The sequence below is a fragment of the Stenotrophomonas sp. 115C5 genome (assembly GCF_056861055.1).
Genome location: NZ_JBSPUQ010000001.1, coordinates 401,870 through 420,539, shown reverse-complemented (window position 1 = coordinate 420,539; position 18,670 = coordinate 401,870). Strand labels below are relative to the sequence as shown.

16 protein-coding genes and 1 tRNA gene are annotated in these 18,670 nt (G+C 65.3%); 11 read left to right on the top strand and 6 right to left on the bottom strand.

The annotated features are described in order from the left end of the window. The first annotated feature begins 110 nt into the window (after positions 1-110). Together AC13FN_RS01980 and AC13FN_RS01975 are read left to right on the top strand one after the other, a co-directional pair. Entirely contained in the window at positions 111-1,994 is a 1,884-nt protein-coding gene (locus tag AC13FN_RS01980) for a M61 family metallopeptidase (RefSeq protein ID WP_478410749.1), read from the top strand. Continuing rightward, positions 1,991-2,656, top strand: coding sequence for a lysoplasmalogenase (locus AC13FN_RS01975; RefSeq protein WP_478410750.1), 666 nt, complete (start codon positions 1,991-1,993; stop codon positions 2,654-2,656). Before AC13FN_RS01980 ends, AC13FN_RS01975 begins: the two co-directional genes overlap by 4 nt. A gap of 82 nt (positions 2,657-2,738) precedes the next feature. On the opposite strand, the gene AC13FN_RS01970 is transcribed toward AC13FN_RS01975, so the two are convergent. The 5 genes from AC13FN_RS01970 to AC13FN_RS01950 are packed head-to-tail and all read right to left on the bottom strand — an operon-like array spanning position 2,739 to position 8,742. After that, the gene (locus AC13FN_RS01970) at positions 2,739-3,458 is read right to left on the bottom strand and encodes a hypothetical protein (RefSeq protein WP_478410751.1); all 720 of its coding nucleotides are present in this window, start codon (positions 3,456-3,458) and stop codon (positions 2,739-2,741) included. Further along, positions 3,455-4,411, bottom strand: coding sequence for a hypothetical protein (locus tag AC13FN_RS01965; RefSeq protein WP_478410752.1), 957 nt, complete (start codon positions 4,409-4,411; stop codon positions 3,455-3,457). The genes AC13FN_RS01970 and AC13FN_RS01965 overlap by 4 nt, the downstream gene beginning before the upstream one ends. A gap of 46 nt (positions 4,412-4,457) precedes the next feature. Further along, positions 4,458-7,256, bottom strand: coding sequence for a TonB-dependent receptor plug domain-containing protein (locus AC13FN_RS01960; protein ID WP_478410753.1), 2,799 nt, complete (start codon positions 7,254-7,256; stop codon positions 4,458-4,460). An 11-nt stretch (positions 7,257-7,267) separates the two neighbouring features. Beyond that, complete coding sequence (locus tag AC13FN_RS01955; RefSeq protein ID WP_312390500.1) at positions 7,268-8,236, bottom strand: FecR family protein; 969 nt, start codon at positions 8,234-8,236, stop codon at positions 7,268-7,270. Then, the gene (locus tag AC13FN_RS01950) at positions 8,233-8,742 is read right to left on the bottom strand and encodes an RNA polymerase sigma factor (protein ID WP_029379863.1); all 510 of its coding nucleotides are present in this window, start codon (positions 8,740-8,742) and stop codon (positions 8,233-8,235) included. The genes AC13FN_RS01955 and AC13FN_RS01950 overlap by 4 nt, the downstream gene beginning before the upstream one ends. Positions 8,743-8,996: 254 nt before the next feature. Between AC13FN_RS01950 and AC13FN_RS01945 the strand changes: the two genes are divergently transcribed. The 5 genes from AC13FN_RS01945 to AC13FN_RS01925 all read left to right on the top strand — a co-directional run bounded on the left by AC13FN_RS01945 (position 8,997) and on the right by AC13FN_RS01925 (position 13,584). Further along, the gene (locus AC13FN_RS01945; RefSeq protein WP_482984263.1) at positions 8,997-11,867 is read left to right on the top strand and encodes an autotransporter family protein; all 2,871 of its coding nucleotides are present in this window, start codon (positions 8,997-8,999) and stop codon (positions 11,865-11,867) included. A 97-nt stretch (positions 11,868-11,964) separates the two neighbouring features. Next, positions 11,965-12,969 (top strand): 2-hydroxyacid dehydrogenase, encoded by a 1,005-nt coding sequence (locus AC13FN_RS01940; RefSeq protein ID WP_482984264.1) that lies wholly within the window; start codon positions 11,965-11,967, stop codon positions 12,967-12,969. A gap of 12 nt (positions 12,970-12,981) precedes the next feature. Next, positions 12,982-13,182, top strand: coding sequence for a hypothetical protein (locus AC13FN_RS01935; RefSeq protein WP_312390502.1), 201 nt, complete (start codon positions 12,982-12,984; stop codon positions 13,180-13,182). 75 nt (positions 13,183-13,257) lie between these two features. Continuing rightward, on the top strand, positions 13,258-13,449 hold the full coding sequence (locus AC13FN_RS01930; protein ID WP_152906222.1) for a hypothetical protein: 192 nt from the start codon (positions 13,258-13,260) through the stop codon (positions 13,447-13,449). Positions 13,450-13,508: 59 nt separating this feature from the next. Continuing rightward, positions 13,509-13,584, top strand: a tRNA-Thr gene (locus AC13FN_RS01925). A 57-nt stretch (positions 13,585-13,641) separates the two neighbouring features. On the opposite strand, the gene AC13FN_RS01920 is transcribed toward AC13FN_RS01925, so the two are convergent. After that, positions 13,642-14,277: a GyrI-like domain-containing protein gene (locus AC13FN_RS01920; RefSeq protein WP_482984265.1), complete on the bottom strand. Its 636-nt coding sequence runs from the start codon at positions 14,275-14,277 to the stop codon at positions 13,642-13,644. 351 nt (positions 14,278-14,628) lie between these two features. On the opposite strand from AC13FN_RS01920, the gene cyoA reads away from it, so the two are divergent. The 4 genes from cyoA to cyoD are packed head-to-tail and all read left to right on the top strand — an operon-like array spanning position 14,629 to position 18,645. Then, the gene (gene cyoA, locus AC13FN_RS01915) at positions 14,629-15,669 is read left to right on the top strand and encodes a ubiquinol oxidase subunit II (protein ID WP_312390700.1); all 1,041 of its coding nucleotides are present in this window, start codon (positions 14,629-14,631) and stop codon (positions 15,667-15,669) included. Positions 15,670-15,671: 2 nt separating this feature from the next. Next, entirely contained in the window at positions 15,672-17,669 is a 1,998-nt protein-coding gene (cyoB, locus tag AC13FN_RS01910; RefSeq protein WP_005408582.1) for a cytochrome o ubiquinol oxidase subunit I, read from the top strand. Next, positions 17,666-18,304, top strand: coding sequence for a cytochrome o ubiquinol oxidase subunit III (cyoC, locus tag AC13FN_RS01905; RefSeq protein WP_005408583.1), 639 nt, complete (start codon positions 17,666-17,668; stop codon positions 18,302-18,304). Before cyoB ends, cyoC begins: the two co-directional genes overlap by 4 nt. Then, a complete protein-coding gene (gene cyoD / locus AC13FN_RS01900; RefSeq protein WP_005408584.1) occupies positions 18,304-18,645 on the top strand; it encodes a cytochrome o ubiquinol oxidase subunit IV in 342 nt (113 codons plus the stop codon). The genes cyoC and cyoD overlap by 1 nt, the downstream gene beginning before the upstream one ends. Positions 18,646-18,670: the final 25 nt, after the last annotated feature.

Sequence of the window (18,670 nt, the reverse complement as noted above, 5' to 3'; positions counted from 1 at the left end):
CACGCTTTTTGGCATGCGTGGATGAGCGGCCCGCCCATGACCTTTGGCCATGGGGCGGGGCACTTTACAGGCCTAGCATCGGAAGATTCTCCGTTGTTGGAAGTTGCCCGATGAAGACCCGAGCCTTGGCGATGTCGTTGCTGTTCGCGCTGGCGGCCACGCCTGCACTGGCGCAGACCTCGCCATCGCCGAGCGCCGCTGCCCCCGGCCTGCTCCGCATCGACGTCGACGCACGCGACCTGGCCCGTCGCATCTTCAAGGTGACCGCCACCGTACCGGCCAAGCCCGGCCCGATGACCCTGCTGTACCCGCAGTGGATTCCCGGCAATCATTCGCCCACCGGCCCGATCGACAAGCTGGCCGGCCTGCGCGTTACCGCCAACGGCAAGCCGCTGGCCTGGCAGCGCGACCAGTACAACGTCTATGCCTTCAAGGTGGACGTGCCCGAGGACGTGAGCGAGATCGTCGCCCACTTCGACTTCCTGTCCTCGCAGGGCGGCAGCCAGGGCCGGGTGGTGATGACCCCGGAGATGCTCAACCTGCAGTGGAACGCCAATTCGCTGTACCCGGCCGGCGTCGATGCGCGCCAGCTGCAGGCGCAGGCCAGCGTGACCCTGCCCAAGGGCTGGTCGTTCGCCACTGCGCTTGAAACCGCGCGACGCGATGGCGATACCGTAGTGTTCAAGCCGATCTCGTATGACCATCTGGTCGATTCGCCGTTGTTCGCCGGTGAGCACTACCAGCGCATCGATCTCGACCCGGGTGCGAAGGTGCCGGTGCACCTCAATGTGTTTGCCGACGACGCCAAGTCGCTGAAGCCGAGCGAGGCGCAGATCACGATGCACCGCGCGCTGGTGCAGCAGGCCGACAAGCTCTACGGTGCGCGCCACTACAACCACTATGAGTTCCTGCTGGCATTGACCGACCGCCTCGGTGGCATCGGCCTGGAGCATCACCGTTCCAGCGAGAACAGTGCCGATCCGGGCTACTTCACCGAGTGGGACAGCAACGCGTGGATGCGTGACCTGCTGCCGCACGAGTACACCCATTCCTGGAACGGCAAGTACCGTCGCGGCGCCGACCTGGCCACCGCCAATTTCAACGTGCCGATGGGCGACAGCCTGCTGTGGGTGTACGAGGGCCAGACCCAGTTCTGGGGCCAGGTGCTGGCCGCGCGCTCGGGGCTGTGGTCGGTCGCACAGGCGCGCGACATGCTGGCCAATGTGGCCGCGACCTATGACCGCGGCCGCCCGGGCCTGGCCTGGCGCCCGCTGCAGGACACCACCAACGACCCGACCATCGCCCAGCGCCGCACCTTGCCTTACCGCAACTACCAGATGAGCGAGGACTACTACTCCGGTGGCCAGATGCTGTGGCTGGAAGTGGAGGGCAAGCTGCGCGAGCTGAGTGGCAACCGCCGCAGCCTGGATGACTTCGCGCATGCATTCTTCGGCGTCGGCAATGGCGACTGGGACGTCAATCCGTACACCTTCGACGATGTGGTGGCGACCTTGAACGGCATCGCGCCGTACGACTGGGCGACCTTCCTGCGCGGCCGCCTGGATGGCCACGGTTCGTTGACCGGTGGCCTGGAGCTGGCCGGCTGGAAGCTGGTCTACCGCGATGCCCCGAATGACGCCTACAAGGCGCAGGAAAAGCGCGCCAAGGCGGCATTGCTGGCCTACTCGCTGGGCGCGACCGTGCTCGACAGCGGTTCGGTCGGTGATGTGATCTGGGACAGCCCGGCGTTCAATGCAGGGCTGGCACCGGGCATGAAGGTGATCGCCGTGGGCGGACGCGAGTACAGCAGCCAGCGCTTGAAGGATGCGGTAGCCGCTGCGGCCAAGGACAAGGCGCCGATCGTGCTGCTGGTGAAGCAGTTCGACCGGATCGAGACGATGAACATCGACTACCACGGTGGCCTGCAGTACCCGGTGCTGGAGCGAATTACTGGCAAGCCCGACCGCCTGGCCGACCTGTGGAAAGCACGATGAAACCGCGCGCGCGCGATGGCGTGATCCTGCTGATGGCGGTCCTCGCCATCGTCGGCGCGTTCCTGCATGGCGACGGGCGTTGGCTGCACTGGCTGGCCAAGCCGGCGACCACGCTGCTGATCGCCGCCATCGCCTGGCGCGTGCATGATCCAGCGCGGCCGTTCTACCGGCGCGTGGTGCTGGCCGGCATGCTGCTGTCGTGCGTGGGCGACATCGCGCTGATGCTGCCGATGGACGCGTTTGTGCCGGGGCTGGTCGCGTTCCTGCTGGCGCATGTCTGCTACATCGTTGCTTTCCGCGAGGGCCTGCGTGCCGGGCGTGGGCTGTTCGGCGCTGCCGTGCTGCTGGGTGTATTCGCCGTGCTCAACGTGATGGGCCTGTGGCCGCACCTGCCGGTGCCAATGCGCATCCCGGTGCTGGCCTACGTGGTGGTGCTGGCGTCGATGGCGGTGCTGGCGCTCGCGCGCACATGGGCGCGTCCCCAAGCGGCGGCGCCGGAACCATGCAGCGCCCGCTGGGCCGCCGCTGGTGCATTGCTGTTCGTGGCCAGCGATTCCCTGCTGGCCTGGGACCGCTTCGCCGGTGGCCTGCCGTTGGCCAGCTTGCTGGTGTTGTCCACCTACTACGGCGCGCAGTACGCCATCGCCCGCTCGGTGAAATAGAAAAAGGGGACGGAGGGGATTAAGTCGCAAACCGCACCAAGGCAGATACGACTTAATCCCCTCCGTCCCCTTTTTGTGTGGCCTATCGGCGGTGCACGCCGCGCAGGGTGCCCTGCGCATCGAACTGCAGGCGCACGGATTCGCGGTCACCGGCCACTTCGTCCGGCAGCCACACCAGCTTGCCGCCCTTGCGCACGATCACATACACGTGGCCGACTTCGGATGCGGGGTTCTGCAGGGCATTGCGTTGTTCCTGCAATGCCTGCGCCACGCGCGGCACGGCCTCGAAATCGATGCTGGCCAGGGATGTGCTGCTGCGCTGCAGGCTGATGGTCGGCGCGAACTGCTGCGGGTTCACCGGATTGCCCTTGCGCCACTGGCCACGTTCAAAGTGATAGCTGTCAACGTGGCCCGGCTGTTGCGGATCGACCAGATCCAGGTTGATGCGGCCATCGTCGTAGAAGTGGATGCTGTGGAAGACCGTCAGCCGCTGGCCGGCCAGTGCCGGCAGCTGCTCCAGTGCCTGACGGGCAGCCAGCAGGTAGTCCGCATCGAACAGGCGATTGTTGCGCTCGGGCGCCGCAGCGGTACTCGCCGCGGGGAAGGGCGCCGGGGACGGCACAAGCGATACGGGTTGTTCGCGCGGCAACTGTGGCGAGACGGAGGGTGGCAACCGGTCCGGCTGTACCGAATGCCCCAGCGTTTCGCTGATGGTCTGCACTGCGCCGCCGGCAACGGCCGCGCCCGCCAGAACCAGCAGCACTACCAGGAACACCGTGCGGGTGGAGGGAGGCTGTTTCATATTCCCTCCAGACGCACGTTGCTGCGGTCATCCGGGTCGTACAGCAGCGTCACGTGCTCGCGCGGGATGTTGGCAAGTTCAATCAGCGGGATGAAGCGGCGCACGCGGGCCTGCTGCACGTTGCCTTCGCGGTCGATGTATTCCAGCTGGAACTCCACCTGTGGTTGTTCGTTGAGGTAGGTGCCGGTCTGACGGACCTTCAATACCCGGGCCTCCACGCCGATGCCGCGATACTTCAGCGCATCACCGCGGGCATCGGCGTGCAGCAGGCGGCCGAGCAGGCGCAGGCCCAGCGCATAGCCACACAGCACCAGCGGGCACACCAGCAGCGGGTGACCGAACGACAGGAAGGTCCAGCCCAGCCCCTCGTTCTGCAGCCGGTAGGCCAACACATAGGCAGCGGCAACGGCTGCGATGCCGAGTGCTGCACCGATGCCACGCCGCCACAGGCTGGCGACATTCAGTTCGGGCTGGGCACCGTCCAGCACGATGTTGGGAAATGCTCCAGGTGTCCGGCCCAGGCGTGCATCAATGTGCCTGCCGGCCTCGAAGCGATGCCGCTCGGGTTTGCTGTCGACCACCAGCATCTGTTCGCGGATCGGCGTGCCGGACAGATTCTTGAAGGACAACTGCAGTTTCCATTGCGCGAAGCCGCGCACCTGCACGCCGGTCTGTTCGGCCTGTTCGATCAGCGCACTGCGCGGTTCACCGTCGGCCAGGATCGACTGCACCCGGTGCAGTGCGCGCGGCGGCCCCAGCAACAGGTAGTGCAGGAAGGCGAACAGCAGCGTCAGCCACAAGGCCATCGACAGTGCGAGCAGCAACAGTGCCGGCCACGGCGCGCTGCGGTCGACCAACGCCACCGGCCACGAGGTGCCGAAATAGAGAATGCAGGGAAAAGGCAACGCGAAGAACAGCAGGAACGCGCCCCAGAACCAGAGATAGGCTTTCATGGGGGAAGGGGACCGCGGTGGAACAGGGCGCGTAGATTACTACGCTTCAGCGGAACTGCAGGGTAAGCAGGTAGTAGCGGCCGAGCGGATCGTCCAGGCCCGGCATCTGCCCGCCATTGCCGACCAGATAGTTCACCGGTTGCGCATCGAGCACATTGTGCACGTCCAGTGCTGCGACGATGCGTGGGCCGAGGCGGCGTGCCAGGTGCAGGTTCCAGCGCAGCTGGCGTGGATTCATGCAGTGGTTCTGTTCGACCTGATCCTGCGGGCACTCGGCCCCGGGCAGCCAGGCACGGGTGCGACCGACCTGGTTGCCGCGCAGGGCGATGTCCCAGTTGCTGTTCTGCCATTGCACGTTCAACACCGCAGCCAGCTCGGGTGTCACATGGCCGCGCAGGTCCACGGCGGCCTCGTGGTCACGGCGGCGACGCAGCTCCTGCTGTTTCAGCGCATCGAGCGACAACAACCACTGGCCGTTGCTGCCGCTGTCGATGCGGTACTCGCCACGCAGCACCCAGTTGCGGGACGTGGTGCGACCGATGTTGTCGAACGACAGGCGCAGGCTGCTCAGGTGGCCGTCTTCATCCAGTTCCCAAGTGCTGCGATTCCACACCGCATCGCTGGGTTGCAGGGCGAGGATCTCGTTGCGCAGTTCCACGATGTTGTGGGTCAGCGACAGCGAGAACGTATCGCTGGGCGTCCACGTGGCTGCCAGCGAATGGCTGCGCGATCGCTCGGCCTTCAGTGCATCGTTCTCTACGACGTTGGCCGTGACGCTGCAGCCGCCACCGCGGGTGGCGATTTCACATTCCGGAAGGGCACTGGACACCGGAAGCGTGATCGAGCCGAAGTAGCCGGGAGGCCGCCGTTGCTCGAACAGGCTCGGTGCACGATAACCGCGCCCGCTGGCCAGCAGGAACGACCAGTGGGGTGTCGGGCTCCAGCGCAGCCCGGCACGTGGCGAGAACGCCATGAAGCCGCCGTCGCGGTCCCAGCGTGCGGCCAGGTCCGCGCGCAGCGTGGGTGCCAGCGGCAGGCCCAGCTCGGCGTAGACGCCGCTGCTTTGTCGCGACAGGCGGCGCTGCTGCTGCGGCAGGCCCAATGCGAGGTCCCCCTGGCTGAGCAGCGCATCGGGACGCGAGGTCCAGCGTTCATGGCGCAGGTCGATGCCGGTGGCCAGCTGTGCAGGACCACCAGGCAACGCCATCAGCTCACGCTGCACGCCCCACCAGCCCTGCCACTGTGCGGTTCTGCCGCGGTTGCGGATGGATGGAAACAGCGTGTCCACCTCGGCCGCCGGAGGTGCGTCGAAGCCGGGAGTGAACCTGCGCGCCTGCGTTGCTTCAAGCAGGCGCGTCGTGCGCACGGTGCCAGCAGTGGACAAGGTGACTTCGCTGCGCTGCGCGCTGATGCCCGCCTCCCAGCTGCGCCGGCCCTGGTCACGGCCGATGCCGAGGGTGACGTCCGCATCGGTGGCGCGGACGCTGGGGCGCACGTTGCCGGCCTCGCGCAGCACACTGTTGAAGGTGATTCCGCGCGAGACCACGGCAACGGCAGTCGGGCCCAGGTCGAAGCGCTGACGGTTGTGACTGGCCCTTGCCTCGACATAGGCATAGCGTCCCTCGCCACGTTCATGCCGGTAGTGCAGGTAGGCCGACGCGGTATCCGAAGCGGGCTGCAGCGAACGCGGGCGCGCGCTGTCAAACCAGCAGCCATCCTCGCGCCGCTTCAGGGGCGGCTCGCAGCGTCGGGCGGGCACGTACCAGTTGCCGAAGATCGCGCCGATCGGATACAGCGAGGTTTCCGCATGCCAGTCACGCTGGTCACCGGCGACATGCTCGACACGGTGCAGATCGAGGCCGGCAAACCAGCGGTCCCCGTTGCCACGCGCGCCGCCGGTGGCGGCCTGCAGGCGGTACTGGCCCGCATCGCCGCGGCTGCTGAGTCCGGTCTGCAGCATGGCTTCGGGCCCATCGGCCTGGTCGCGCAGGATGATGTTGACCACGCCGGACATGGCATCGGCCCCATAGATGGCCGAGGCACCGCCGCGTACCAGTTCGATGCGGTCGACGAAGCTCAGCGGAATGCCGCCGAGGTCGGTGAGCCCGCCCTGTTCCAGCGACACCATGGGATAGCGGGGCAGGCGCCGGCCGTTGACCAGGAACAGCGTCGCCCGCGGGCCCATGCCGTCCAGGCTGGTGGTGGCCGCTGCACCCACCGGCAGGTACTGCGAATCGCCGCCGCGCGAGGTACTCATGGCGGGATGGCCGTTCATGCCGGGCAGGTGCCGCAGCAGGTCGAACAGATTGCCGTAGCCACTGCGCAGGATGTCGTCGCGATCGATGGTGGTGACCGGCAGTGTGGTCTGCACCGAAGAGCGCGGCAGCCGGCTGCCGGTGACGTGGATGGGTGCCAGTTCCACCTGGTGTGGCGTGTCGGCGGACCTGGGAACCGGGTGCGGCAGGCGCGGGGCTGCGACCGCTTTCGGCGGCGTGGCAGGTGGCTCGGGATGGACACGTCGCACGACAAAGGCACCCGAGGACGTGCGCAGGATGTTCACCGGCAGGCCGGCGACCAGCAGCTTCAGGGAGGCCCCGGTATCGCGTTGGCCACGGGTCCCGTCGGTGCGCAGATCATCCAGTTCACGTGCGTCGAACAGCAGGGCGGTGCCACTCTGCCGGGCCCATTGCTGCAGTGCCGGTATCAGTGGGCCCGCGCCCACGTCGATCTCCAGCGTGCCGGCGGGCTCGCCGGCATCGGCCATCGGTAGTGCGGCAACACCCAGTGCAAGGCATAGCAGGGCGCGGAGCAGCCCCCACTGCAGCGCACCCGGACCTGCCTTCACTGCCGGTCTCCTCAGTAGGTGCGGCGCAGTTCCAGCGCGCCATCCGGACGCGTCTGGCCAGCCACGGACCAACCCAGTTCCAGCGCCGACAGCAGCTCCTGTGCATCACCGGCGCGGAAGGTGCCGCTTACAGCCAGGTCGGTGATCTCCGGATCGACGATCACCAGCGGCGTGCGGCCATAACGGTTCATGCGCTCGACCACGATCGACAGGGGCGTGGCATCGAATACCAGTTGCCCCCGCAGCCAGCCTTCAGCGGCTGCGTTGGACGAGAGGGCAGGGCCCGGCTGGATACGGCCGGAGGGCAGTACCTGCAGCTGTTGGCCGGGCGCCAGCGTGTGCTGCGCTGCGCCGTTGCTGACTTCCACGGCGCCTTCCAGCAGCGCGACCTCGACCAGGCCGTCGCGCAGGCGTTCCACCTGGAAGGTCGTGCCGATGTCGCGGATCGTACTGTCGCCAGCGCGCAGTTGCAGCGCCTTGTTTGACGGTGCGACCTGCAGCTGCAGCCGGCCCCGCTCCAGCACCAGATCACGATGGCGCCAGCCGAAGCGGGCGCGGAGGGTGGTGCCGGCATCCAGCATGGCGACGCTGCCATCGGCCAGCGTCTGCTGCTGTGGCTGGTGCGAATCATTGGCGTAGACCTGCGGCGTCGGGTTGCCGTCGACGGCAACCATCCAGCCGATGCCGATCGCCATGCAGACACCGGCAGCAGCGGCCACGCCCGGCAACCAGCGCCGGCGCGGCGGACGCGCCGCGCGTGCCGCGGCGGTGCGCAGCCAGGGGTCAGCTGCAAGCTCCGTACCCTGCTGGAACAGGGTTTCGGCCTGCACCCAGGCTTTGACGTGGGCCGGATCTTCGGCCAGCCAGTCCTCGAACGCTTCGCGTTCGGCCGACGTGCAGTCCGGGGCTTCCAGGCGGGCTACCCAAGCGCTGGCGCGTTCAAACAGCTGTGCATCATCCCTGTGCGGGGTGCCACTCATTGGCCGTCCCTGTCGTTGTGCAGCGGATCCGATCCCAACTCCTGACGCAGGCCCTGCAGGGCCCGGGCGATATGTTTTTCCACGGTCTTGGCAGTAATTCCACAATGCCGCGCGATCTGCGTGTAGCTCATGCCGGTGATGCGGTTGAGCAGATAGACCTCGCGTGCGCGTTCGGGCAGCTTGAACAGGGCCTGCCGCAGCAGGGACAGCATCTGCCCTGACTCGGCCTGGCGCAATGGATCGGGCGAGGAACTGGACGGTTCGTCGCTGCCATCGTGTTCGGCCAGCGGCAGATGCGGCCGCGACTGCGGCGAGCGGCCGCGGTCTGCCAGGCGGTTGCGGGCGATACGATACAGTAGCAGGCGCAGTTCGTCCGGACCCTGTGCGCGGTAGCGGATCAGCCGCTCCATGCAGTCCTGCGCGATATCCTCCGCATCCTCAGGCCCGACCCCCCGCGTGCGCAGGAACGCGCACAGCGGTGCGCGCTCTTCGCGTACGAACGCGATGAAGGCATCCGCAGGTGCGGGTAGCTCCGGCGCGCGATGGATCAGGGGAGACGGGGTGGACAGGGCTGGCCTCGACTGTCGGTGGCGAATGCGTCATCGAGTTTTACGCGACGATGACCGGATGGGGAAGAGTGTGCATCGATCGAATTCTCATTGTGAATGTATTCATTTTTCAGGATCCGTTCCACTGGGGGAGATCACCCCGCTGCGGCGTTGATCGTTCTACCCGCGTGTTGCGGGTGGAGAGAGAACACATGAAGTATTCGAAGTTGAGCCTGGCCCTGGCCGGGCTGATGGGCGTTGCCGCCATATCCGTGGTGGATGACGTCATGGCAATGAATTATCACGTGCAGGGCGATCGCATCTTCCTGAGTGGCGATGTGACCTACGCCGACGTGGTGTCCCTGCCGGCACTGCTGGCCAAGGCGCAGGCCGAAGGCCGGCCGGTCCGTGAGGTGGTGCTGCGCACGTCCAATGGTGGTGCATTGATCGCCGGCGAGTGGCTGCAGGGCATCATCCGCACCTCCGGACTGAACACCATCGTGTCCGGCAATTGCATCTCGTCCTGCTCGATCATGCAGTCCGGTGGCGTCGAACGCTATCTGGCCGGCGATCTGCCGCTCATCGACTCGGTGCAGATCCACGCGGCCAGCAGCGGCGGCAAGGTGATCTACACGCCGTCGCCGCGCATGACCCAGATCTACACCGGCAACTACGGTGGTGGCATGGATGCCGGGCTGCTGCACAAGGCCATGTACGAAGTGGTGAAGCCGAATGGCCTGCTGGTGTTCCGCGATCCGGCACGCAGCACCGGTTCCTCGGTCACTTTCGACCCCGATGGCAGTGGCAGCAAGCTGGAGTCGTTCCCCGGCCAGGATATCTACAGCAACAGGATCATCACCGCGAGCGGGTACCGCGATCCGGGCGACACCTTGAATGTCACCGCCAACGTGACCGGCGACATCAACCCCGGCTACCTGCGTACCGGACGCCAGTTGCAGGCGTTCGTCGATGATGATTTCGCGCGCTGGAATACCGACTGGCGATCCACCTACATCAATCTCGCGCAGAGCATCTACAACGCATCCAGCAAGGGTCCGCAGGGCATCGGTGCGCTGTCGGTGCAGGGTTACCTCAGTGACCCGGACATCCAGGACCTGTTGCTGTCCAAGCTGCGGCTGGCTGATCTGGATGTCTCCACGCTGGACAACGCCATGGGCGTGATCCGGGTGAGCAACGGCGCCACCTGGCGTACGTCCGCGACGACGGGTGCGGATTTCATGCTGGTCGACAATGGCACCATCGCGCTGGAAGGCGGCGCCCTGCGCGCATCGGAAGTGCGCGTGCTCGGCGCAGGCATGCTGGTCGGCCATGGCGACGTGGCGGGTACTGCGATGGACCGCGCTCCTTTGCTGGACGGCACCGGCCCGTCGTACCGCGAAGACGGGTTCAACCGCCTGCGCGTGTTCGGCACACTGATGCCGCGCGGTGGCGACCTGGTCACCCATGGCTACGTCAACATCATGCCGGGCGGCAAGGTGCTGTTCGACGTTACAGAGAATGGTGGCACCACCGCCGGCCGCCTGCGCGTGGGCACCTTCTTCGATGACGAGCAGACCGAGGGGGCACTGGTGATCTCCAAGGGTGCCTTCCTCGAACTGAACGTGGCGCAGGGCTACTACGGCCAGGACTTCCGTCGTGACCTGGTTGAGGGCCCGATCTACCAGGGCGGCTTCGAAGAGGCCGTGCGCCTGGGCGACACCAGCTACAGCGCCAGCATCAGCGGTGATGTGTTCCGTCCCCGCCACAATTCGCTGTTGAGCTTCAACGTGAAGCAGACGGCCGATGGCCTGTGGCTGACCGCCAACCCGGGCTTTGACCAGCTGGGCCTGTTCGCCAACGGTACGTCCGGCGACGGCCTGGGCCGTGCGCTGGCGACTGCTTCCGATCGCCAGGACAAGGGACTGAGATCGCTTCTGGGCGCACTGCAGTTCGCCGACCGCGATGTGATCGCACAACAGGCCGGTGCCCTGCGCGGTGATGCGCACGCCAGCCTGCGCCTGGCCGACACCGCGCTGGTGGGCAGCATCGGCAACGTCGTGCAGCAGCACCAGTCGGCCATGCGCAGCGGCGGCGATGCCGATGGCCTGGCCTCGCAGGTGGCGCAGTCGGTCTCCTCCCAGCCGGGCATGCGCCATGGCAGCCTGTTCAACCAGCTGGCGATGCACCTGGTCGAGCCGGCGCCGGGCAGCGTTGCGGGTAGCGGTGATGCCGGACGCAGCCATGGCATCTGGGCACGTGGTTTCGCCAGCCATGGCCGCATCGATGCCGACGGTGGCGTGGCCGGCCTGAGCCACAACATCGGTGGCATCGTGGTCGGTGCCGACACCCGCGTGGCCGATGACCGCGTGACCCTGGGCGTCAGTGTGGCCGCGGCGGACATGTCGACCAAGGCCAGCGATGGCTCTGGTTTCACCGGAGATGTGCGCGCGCTGGACGTGGGCGGCTACCTTGATGCGACGTACGCGCGCGGCTATCTGTCGGCGGCCGTGCGCTACACCGATCTGCGGCATGACACCCGTCGCAGCATCGGTGGTATCGATGGCCTGCAGCAGCCGCTGCGCGCCAAGTACAGCAACGATGCGATCTCCGCGCGTGTTGAACATGCGTTCTCGTTCACCACCGGCAAGGGCCTGGTGATCCAGCCGTTGCTGCCGGTGGTGGACTATGCACGTACTTCGGCCACCCGCTTCAACGAAGGGCAGGGCGCCGGTGCGCTGGTGGGCCGCAGTGGCAGCCTGGAGAGCATCCGCGTGGGTGCGGGCCTGCAGCTGTTCAAGACCTTCGAAGGCAACAACGGTGAGCGCATCACGCCGCGCGCCCGGGTGGTCTGGCAGAAGGAGCTGGGCGATTCGCAGGCCCGCTACAGCACCGGCTTCGCCGCGGCACCGGATCTGGTGTTCGGCGCCAGCAGCCAGGCGGTGGGCGAGCAGGTGCTGGCCTGGAACGTCGGCGTGACCAGTCGCGCCAGCGAGCGCCTGTCGATCATGGCCGACTACGTGGGTGAGCGCCGCGACGGGCAGATCCAGAACGGCGTGATGCTGGGCCTGGGCTACCGGTTCTAAATGGCACCCGGCACCGGCGATGACGGCATCGCCGGTGCCATCCCAACGCGGGCGCTGCTGCGGTATGGTCGGTATGGCATTCCACCCAGGCCCATCCATGCAGATCGCCGTCTTCAGTGCCCGTCCCTACGACCGCCGCTTCCTTGATGAGGCGAACCAGCGCGATGCGTCTGAGGACGGCTTTGCGTTCGTGTACTTCGATGTGGCGCTGGACGTGCATACGGCGGCGCTGGCGCAGGATTGCGCAGCCGTATGCGTGTTCGTCAACGACCGCCTGGATGCGCCGGTACTGCATGCCCTGCATGCGATGGGGGTGCGGGCCGTGCTGCTGCGCTGCGCAGGTTTCAACAACGTGGATCTGGCGGTTGCGGAAGCGCTGGATCTGTTCGTCGCACGCGTACCAGCCTATTCGCCTGAAGCCGTGGCCGAGCATGCGCTGGCGCTGGTGATGACCCTCAACCGGCAGACCCATCGCGCCTACAACCGGGTGCGCGAAGGCAACTTCATGCTCGATGGCCTGCTCGGGCGCACCCTGCATGGCCGCACCGTGGGCATCGTCGGTACCGGCAAGATCGGGCTGGCCACCGCGCGCATCTTCAGGGGCATGGGTTGCATCGTGCTGGGGCACGACCCGTACCCGTCGCCGGTCTTCGCCGGCGTGGGCGACATGGTTGGGCTGGATGAACTGCTGGCGCGCGCCGATATCGTGTCACTGCATTGCCCACTGACGCCCGATACCCAGCACCTGATCAACGACGCCTCGCTGGCGCGGATGAAGACCGGCGCGATGCTGGTCAACACCTCGCGCGGCGCGCTGGTCGATACCCATGCGGTGATCCGCGCGCTGAAGTCGCGGCGGCTGGGTCATCTGGCCATCGACGTCTACGAGCAGGAAAGCGCGCTGTTCTTCCAGGACCTGTCCGGCGAGATCATCGATGATGAGGCCTTCCAGCGCCTGATGACCTTCCCCAACGTGCTGGTGACCGGCCACCAGGGGTTCTTCACCGTAGATGCGCTGCAGGAGATCTCGGCAATCACGCTGGGGAATCTGCAGGATTTCGCGGCGGGACGGGCGTGCGCCAATGCGTTGGGGACTGGCTGATCCGGCGACATCGTGACTGCGGCGCTTGTTCTGTCGCGCACCACATCTCCGGATCCACACGAACGCGAAGTGCAGCCGGAGGTGGCGCTGGGTGCGCTGGTGCTGGTGGCGGACGGCGATGCCGGCTTCAATGATGGTTTCAACGGCGTCCGGAACGAATGCGATGGCGTCGAGCGATCGTGCTGTGACGCAACGCGACAGGTTGGGATGTGATGCGTACCATCAAGGCGGCCAAGGGGGCCGCCGACGATTCCTGTACCTATGAGTAAAACGACGTTCCGAGCCACCATGAAGTGGGTCAACCTCGTGGTGGTGATGCTGATCATCATCCTGGCGGTGCGATACCTGTGGAGCCGGACCATGAGCGGGCAGCTGGGCGGCATGCACGACATTGCCCTGACTGGATTCGTGTTCTTCTGCCTGTTCTTTGTTTTCCTGACCGTTCAGTCGATCCGTCGTGGCAGGAGCAAGCGAGGGTAATCGCATCCTCCCGAGGTTGATTGACCGACTGAGCGGCACCCTCTACAATTCCCTGCTAAGCCGGAATAGCTCAGTTGGTAGAGCGGCGCATTCGTAATGCGTAGGTCGCAGGTTCGACTCCTGTTTCCGGCACCAGTTGCATGAAAAGCCCCGGCCTTGGCCGGGGCTTTTTGTTTGGGCGGATGTTGGAACTCATGAGCGCGAACCCCTGTCAGGTTCAAGCGCCCGCACCGGCTGCCGAAGCACGGTCTTCAACCGCGCAGCGTCGGTCCTGCGAGGGTCGCCCAGGTAGATCTCGTGATGGGGGCCGGCGAAGGTGTAGCCCAGCGAAGGCATCAGTTCGTTGTGCAGATGGGCCAGGGCCGGACCTTCGTCATCGTAGGCGCCTACATGCAGGGTCTGCAGGCAGAGGCCCTCCTCAATCACCTGATGGCGAAGGCTGGCCGGAGCGTCGCCCAGTTTCTTCGCCGCCTTGGCGATGGCAGCCTCCAGCTGCTCTGGACGGATCCCGTCCGGCGTACGGATCATCACCGTCCACCTCCACTCATCCTTGCGGCGTGCCACAAAGCTCGACGGATCCTCGGCGCTCCAAAGCGCTTTCAGCGGTGGCACCACGTAGTCCTGGCCCTTGGCCTTCAGCGCGAACTTCAGTGCATAGCTGACCGAGTAGAGCCACTGCACCGCCTGCACATACGCGGGGGCGGTATTCGGATCACCGTGGCCGTCGACCATCAGGTAGGGCAGGGGCGGTACGTCCATCGTTACGAACCGGCCCACCGGGGGCTGGTACAACGCGCGATCGCGCTTCTTGAAGTCGATCTTGTCCATGGGCTTCCTCCAGCGCCGAGCATCCCATGCATTACCTTCGCAGGCATGCCTGAACATGTTCAGGCGACTTTGCCGAACACGGGCGGAGCAGCCGCCATCGCCCGATGCTAGGATGCCGCCCCCGGGTGTTCTGCCCGCCGCGCCTGCGCGGTGCGACAACGTGTCGCAGCCAGAAACGGGCCTTTCCTGCGCTCGATCATTGTCAATGCCTTTCTTAAATGGTGGGTGACGGCCTAAAATTGAAAGGCTGACTCGACCCCACCTCCCTACCTGTCTTCCGGACCGGTGGGACCGGCTTTGGCCGGAACAGGCAGGACGGGGAACGGCATTCCCTCGCAATTGGATCGACCGATGATTCCGTTGAAAACCCTTGGGCGCTGGTTGCGCCCGGGCCTGCTGCTGTCGTTGCTGGTGATGCTCACCGGCTGCGATGCCGTGGCCATCCTCAGTCCGAAGGGCCAGATCGGCCAGGATGAGAAGACCCTGCTGATCACGGCTACCGTGCTCATGCTGCTGGTCGTCATCCCGGTCATCATCATGACCCTGACCTTCGCGTGGAAGTATCGCGCCTCCAACACCAAGGCCCGTTACGAGCCGAAGTGGTCCCACTCGACGGCGATCGAGGTGGTGGTGTGGTCCATTCCCTGCATGATCGTGCTGGTGCTGGCGGTCCTGACCTGGCGTTCGTCGCACGCGCTGGACCCGTACAAGCCGCTGGAATCGGACGTCAAGCCGGTCACCATCGAGGCGATCTCGCTGGACTGGAAGTGGCTGTTCATCTATCCGGAAGAGAAGGTGGCGGTCGTCAACGAAATCAAGTTCCCGGTCAACACGCCGCTGAACTTCAAGATCACGTCCGACACGGTGATGAATGCCTTCTTCATCCCGCACCTGGGCAGCATGATCTACTCGATGGCCGCGATGGAGACCAAGCTCCATCTGATCGCCAACGAGACCGGTGAATTCCCGGGCATGTCCTCGCACTACAGCGGCGCGGGCTTCGCCAAGATGCACTTCACCGCCTACTCGGTCACCGATGCCGAATACCGCCAGTGGCTGGACCAGGTCCGTGCCGGCGAGCAGACCCTGGACAAGGCCTCGTTCAAGGCGCTGGGTGAAGCACGCAACGCCGAGTGGTACCCGGTCACCTACTTCGGCAAGACCGAAGAAGGCCTGTTCGACTGGGTGATCGCCAAGCACATGGGCGACAACAAGCACTACGGCATGAAGCACTCGCACGCTGGTGCCGCCGCTGCCGATGCCGCCAGCCATGAAGCGCACGAGGGCCATGCCCCCAGTGACGCACATGATTCCAAGGAATCGGGTGAAAACCTGGATGCCAACGAACACGAACACGCGGGCCATGCCGGCCACGCGGGTTCGGGAGAATGAACATGTTGGGAAAACTCTCTCTTGAGTCGATCCCCCACGATCCAATCGTGCTGACCACCCTGGTCGGCGCGGTGCTGGGTGGCCTGGGCGTCATGGCCCTGATCACCAAGTTCAAGCTGTGGGGCTATCTGTGGAAGGAGTGGTTCACCTCGGTGGATCACAAGAAGATCGGCGTGATGTACCTCATCGTCGCCTTCGTCATGCTGCTGCGCGGTTTCTCCGACGCCATCATGATGCGTACCCAGCAGGCGCTCGCCGTCGGCGGGTCCGAGGGTTACCTGCCGCCGCACCACTACGACCAGATCTTCACCGCCCACGGCGTGATCATGATCTTCTTCGTGGCGATGCCGCTGATCACCGGCCTGATGAACCTGGCCGTGCCGCTGCAGATCGGTGCGCGCGACGTCGCGTTCCCGTTCGTCAACTCGCTCAGCTTCTGGCTGTTCGTGTCCGGTGCGGTACTGATCATGCTGTCGCTGTGGATCGGTGAGTTCGCCGCCACCGGCTGGCTGGCGTTCCCGCCGTTGTCGGGCATCGAATACAGTCCAAGCGTCGGCATGGACTATTACATCTGGGGTCTACAGGTCGCAGGCCTGGGTACCACGCTGAGCGGTATCAACTTCTTCATCACCATCCTGAAGATGCGTACCCCCAGCATGAAGCTGATGCAGATGCCGGTGTTCACCTGGACCGCCCTGGTGACCAACGTGCTGATCGTCGCCGCCTTCCCGGTGCTGACCATCACCCTGGTGCTGCTGACCCTGGACCGTTACCTGGGCACGCACTTCTTCACCAATGACGGTGGCGGCAACGCCATGCTGTACATCAACCTGATCTGGATCTGGGGTCACCCGGAGGTGTACATCCTGGTCCTGCCGGCGTTCGGTGTGTTCTCCGAAGTCATCGCGACCTTCTCGCGCAAGGCGCTGTTCGGCTACAAGGGCATGGTCTACGCCACCGCCTGCATCGGCGTGCTGTCGTTCATCGTGTGGCTGCACCACTTCTTCACCATGGGCTCGGGTGCCAACGTCAATGCCTTCTTCGGCATCACGACGATGATCATTTCGATCCCGACCGGCGTGAAGATCTTCAACTGGCTGTTCACCATGTTCCGCGGCCGCGTGCACTTCACCACCCCGGTGCTGTGGACCATCGGCTTCATGGTCACCTTCGTCATCGGCGGCATGACCGGCGTGATGCTGGCGATTCCGGCCATCGACTTCGTGCTGCACAACAGCCTGTTCCTGATCGCCCACTTCCACAACGTCATCATCGGCGGCGTGGTGTTCGGCATGTTCGCCGGCATCACCTACTGGTGGCCGAAGATGTTCGGCTTCCGCCTGAACGAGTTCTGGGGCAAGTGCGCGTTCTGGTGCTGGTTCATCGGCTTCTACGTGACCTTCATGCCGATGTACGTGCTGGGCTTCATGGGCATGACCCGCCGCCTGCAGAGCACGGTCAACCCGGCTTACGAGCCGCTGCTGCTGATCGCCGCCGCAGGTGCGTTCATCGTCGGTGCCGGCATCCTGTGCCAGATCATCCAGGTGGCCGTGTCGATCCGCGACCGCAAGAAGACCGTCGACCTGACCGGCGACCCGTGGGATGCCCGTACGCTGGAGTGGGAAACCTCTTCGCCGCCGGCCTTCTACAACTTCGGCACGCTGCCGGAAGTCACCGAGCTGGACGATTTCTGGGAGCGCAAGCAGCGTGGTGAAGCCTGGCCGAAGCCGGCCAAGTACACCGACATCCACATGCCGCGCAACACCGGCACGGGCGTTGTCATCGGTGCCTTCAGCCTGGTGTTCGGCTTCGCGATGATCTGGCACATCTGGTGGCTGGCCATCGTCGGCTTCGTCGGCATGATCGCCACGTTCATCTACCGCACCTTCGACCAGGACGTGGACTACTGGGTCCCGGCCGCCGAGGTGGAACGCATCGAGAACGAACACCGCAAGCACCTGGAAGCCCAGGGCCTGGTGAAGTCGGAGCTGAAGGCATGAGCACCAATACCTCGACCCTGAGCCACGGGCACGCCGCGCACGCGGCGGCCCATGGCCATGACGACCACGAGCACCACGACACCGGCGGCAACACCGTCTTCGGTTTCTGGGTGTACCTGATGAGCGACTGCCTCATCTTCGCCTCGCTGTTCGCCACCTATGTGGTGCTGGCAGGCGGTACCGATGGTGGCCCGACCGCGAAGGACCTGTTCGAACTGCCGTTCGTTGCATGGGAAACCGCGCTGCTGCTGACCTCCTCGCTGACCTTCGGCCTGGGCATGATTGCCATGCACCGCAAGCAGATGGGCCAGATGTACCTGTGGCTGGGCATCACCTGGCTGCTGGGCTTCGGCTTCATGTGCATGGAAGTGTGGGAGTTCCAGCATCTGATCCACCAGGGCTACGGTCCGGACCGCAGTGCCTTCCTGTCGGCGTTCTTCGCACTGGTCGGTACCCACGGCCTGCACGTCAGCGCTGGCCTGCTGTGGCTGCTGGTGATGTTCGTGCAGCTGAAGAAGTACGGCCTGACCCCGACCAACAAGACCCGCATGGCGTGCCTGAGCCTGTTCTGGCACTTCCTGGACCTGATCTGGATCGGCGTGTTCTCCGTCGTCTACCTCAATGGAGCCCTGTAATGGCACATGACAACCATGCACACGACCACGGCACCGGCGGCGAAAGCCATGGCACCGTGAAGTCGTACCTGATCGGCTTCGTGCTGGCGGTGGTGCTGACCGTCATCCCGTTCTGGATGGTGATGTCGGGTGATTTCTCGCGCACCGTCAACGGTGTGGTGATCGCGATCACCGCGGTGCTGCAGATGCTGGTCCACCTGGTGTTCTTCCTGCACCTGGACCGCTCTTCGGAAAGCCGCTGGAACGTCAACGCTGCGGCCTTCACCGTGGTGGTGATCGGCATCATCGTGGTCGGCACCCTGTGGGTCATGCACAACATGAACGTGCACATGATGCACTGACGTCCTCGCGACGTTGCCACGCAGA

Bases quoted from the DNA above. Each gene is read 5' to 3' on its own strand.
- cyoD (WP_005408584.1), top strand. From the start codon at position 18,304: ATGGCACATGACAACCATGCACACGACCACGGCACCGGCGGCGAAAGC.
- cyoA (WP_312390700.1), top strand. From the start codon at position 14,629: ATGATTCCGTTGAAAACCCTTGGGCGCTGGTTGCGCCCGGGCCTGCTG.
- AC13FN_RS01930 (WP_152906222.1), top strand. From the start codon at position 13,258: ATGAAGTGGGTCAACCTCGTGGTGGTGATGCTGATCATCATCCTGGCG.
- AC13FN_RS01920 (WP_482984265.1), bottom strand. From the start codon at position 14,277: ATGGACAAGATCGACTTCAAGAAGCGCGATCGCGCGTTGTACCAGCCC.
- cyoB (WP_005408582.1), top strand. From the start codon at position 15,672: ATGTTGGGAAAACTCTCTCTTGAGTCGATCCCCCACGATCCAATCGTG.
- AC13FN_RS01980 (WP_478410749.1), top strand. From the start codon at position 111: ATGAAGACCCGAGCCTTGGCGATGTCGTTGCTGTTCGCGCTGGCGGCC.
- AC13FN_RS01975 (WP_478410750.1), top strand. From the start codon at position 1,991: ATGAAACCGCGCGCGCGCGATGGCGTGATCCTGCTGATGGCGGTCCTC.
- AC13FN_RS01965 (WP_478410752.1), bottom strand. From the start codon at position 4,411: ATGAAAGCCTATCTCTGGTTCTGGGGCGCGTTCCTGCTGTTCTTCGCG.
- AC13FN_RS01970 (WP_478410751.1), bottom strand. From the start codon at position 3,458: ATGAAACAGCCTCCCTCCACCCGCACGGTGTTCCTGGTAGTGCTGCTG.
- AC13FN_RS01955 (WP_312390500.1), bottom strand. From the start codon at position 8,236: ATGAGTGGCACCCCGCACAGGGATGATGCACAGCTGTTTGAACGCGCC.
- AC13FN_RS01940 (WP_482984264.1), top strand. From the start codon at position 11,965: ATGCAGATCGCCGTCTTCAGTGCCCGTCCCTACGACCGCCGCTTCCTT.
- AC13FN_RS01945 (WP_482984263.1), top strand. From the start codon at position 8,997: ATGAAGTATTCGAAGTTGAGCCTGGCCCTGGCCGGGCTGATGGGCGTT.
- cyoC (WP_005408583.1), top strand. From the start codon at position 17,666: ATGAGCACCAATACCTCGACCCTGAGCCACGGGCACGCCGCGCACGCG.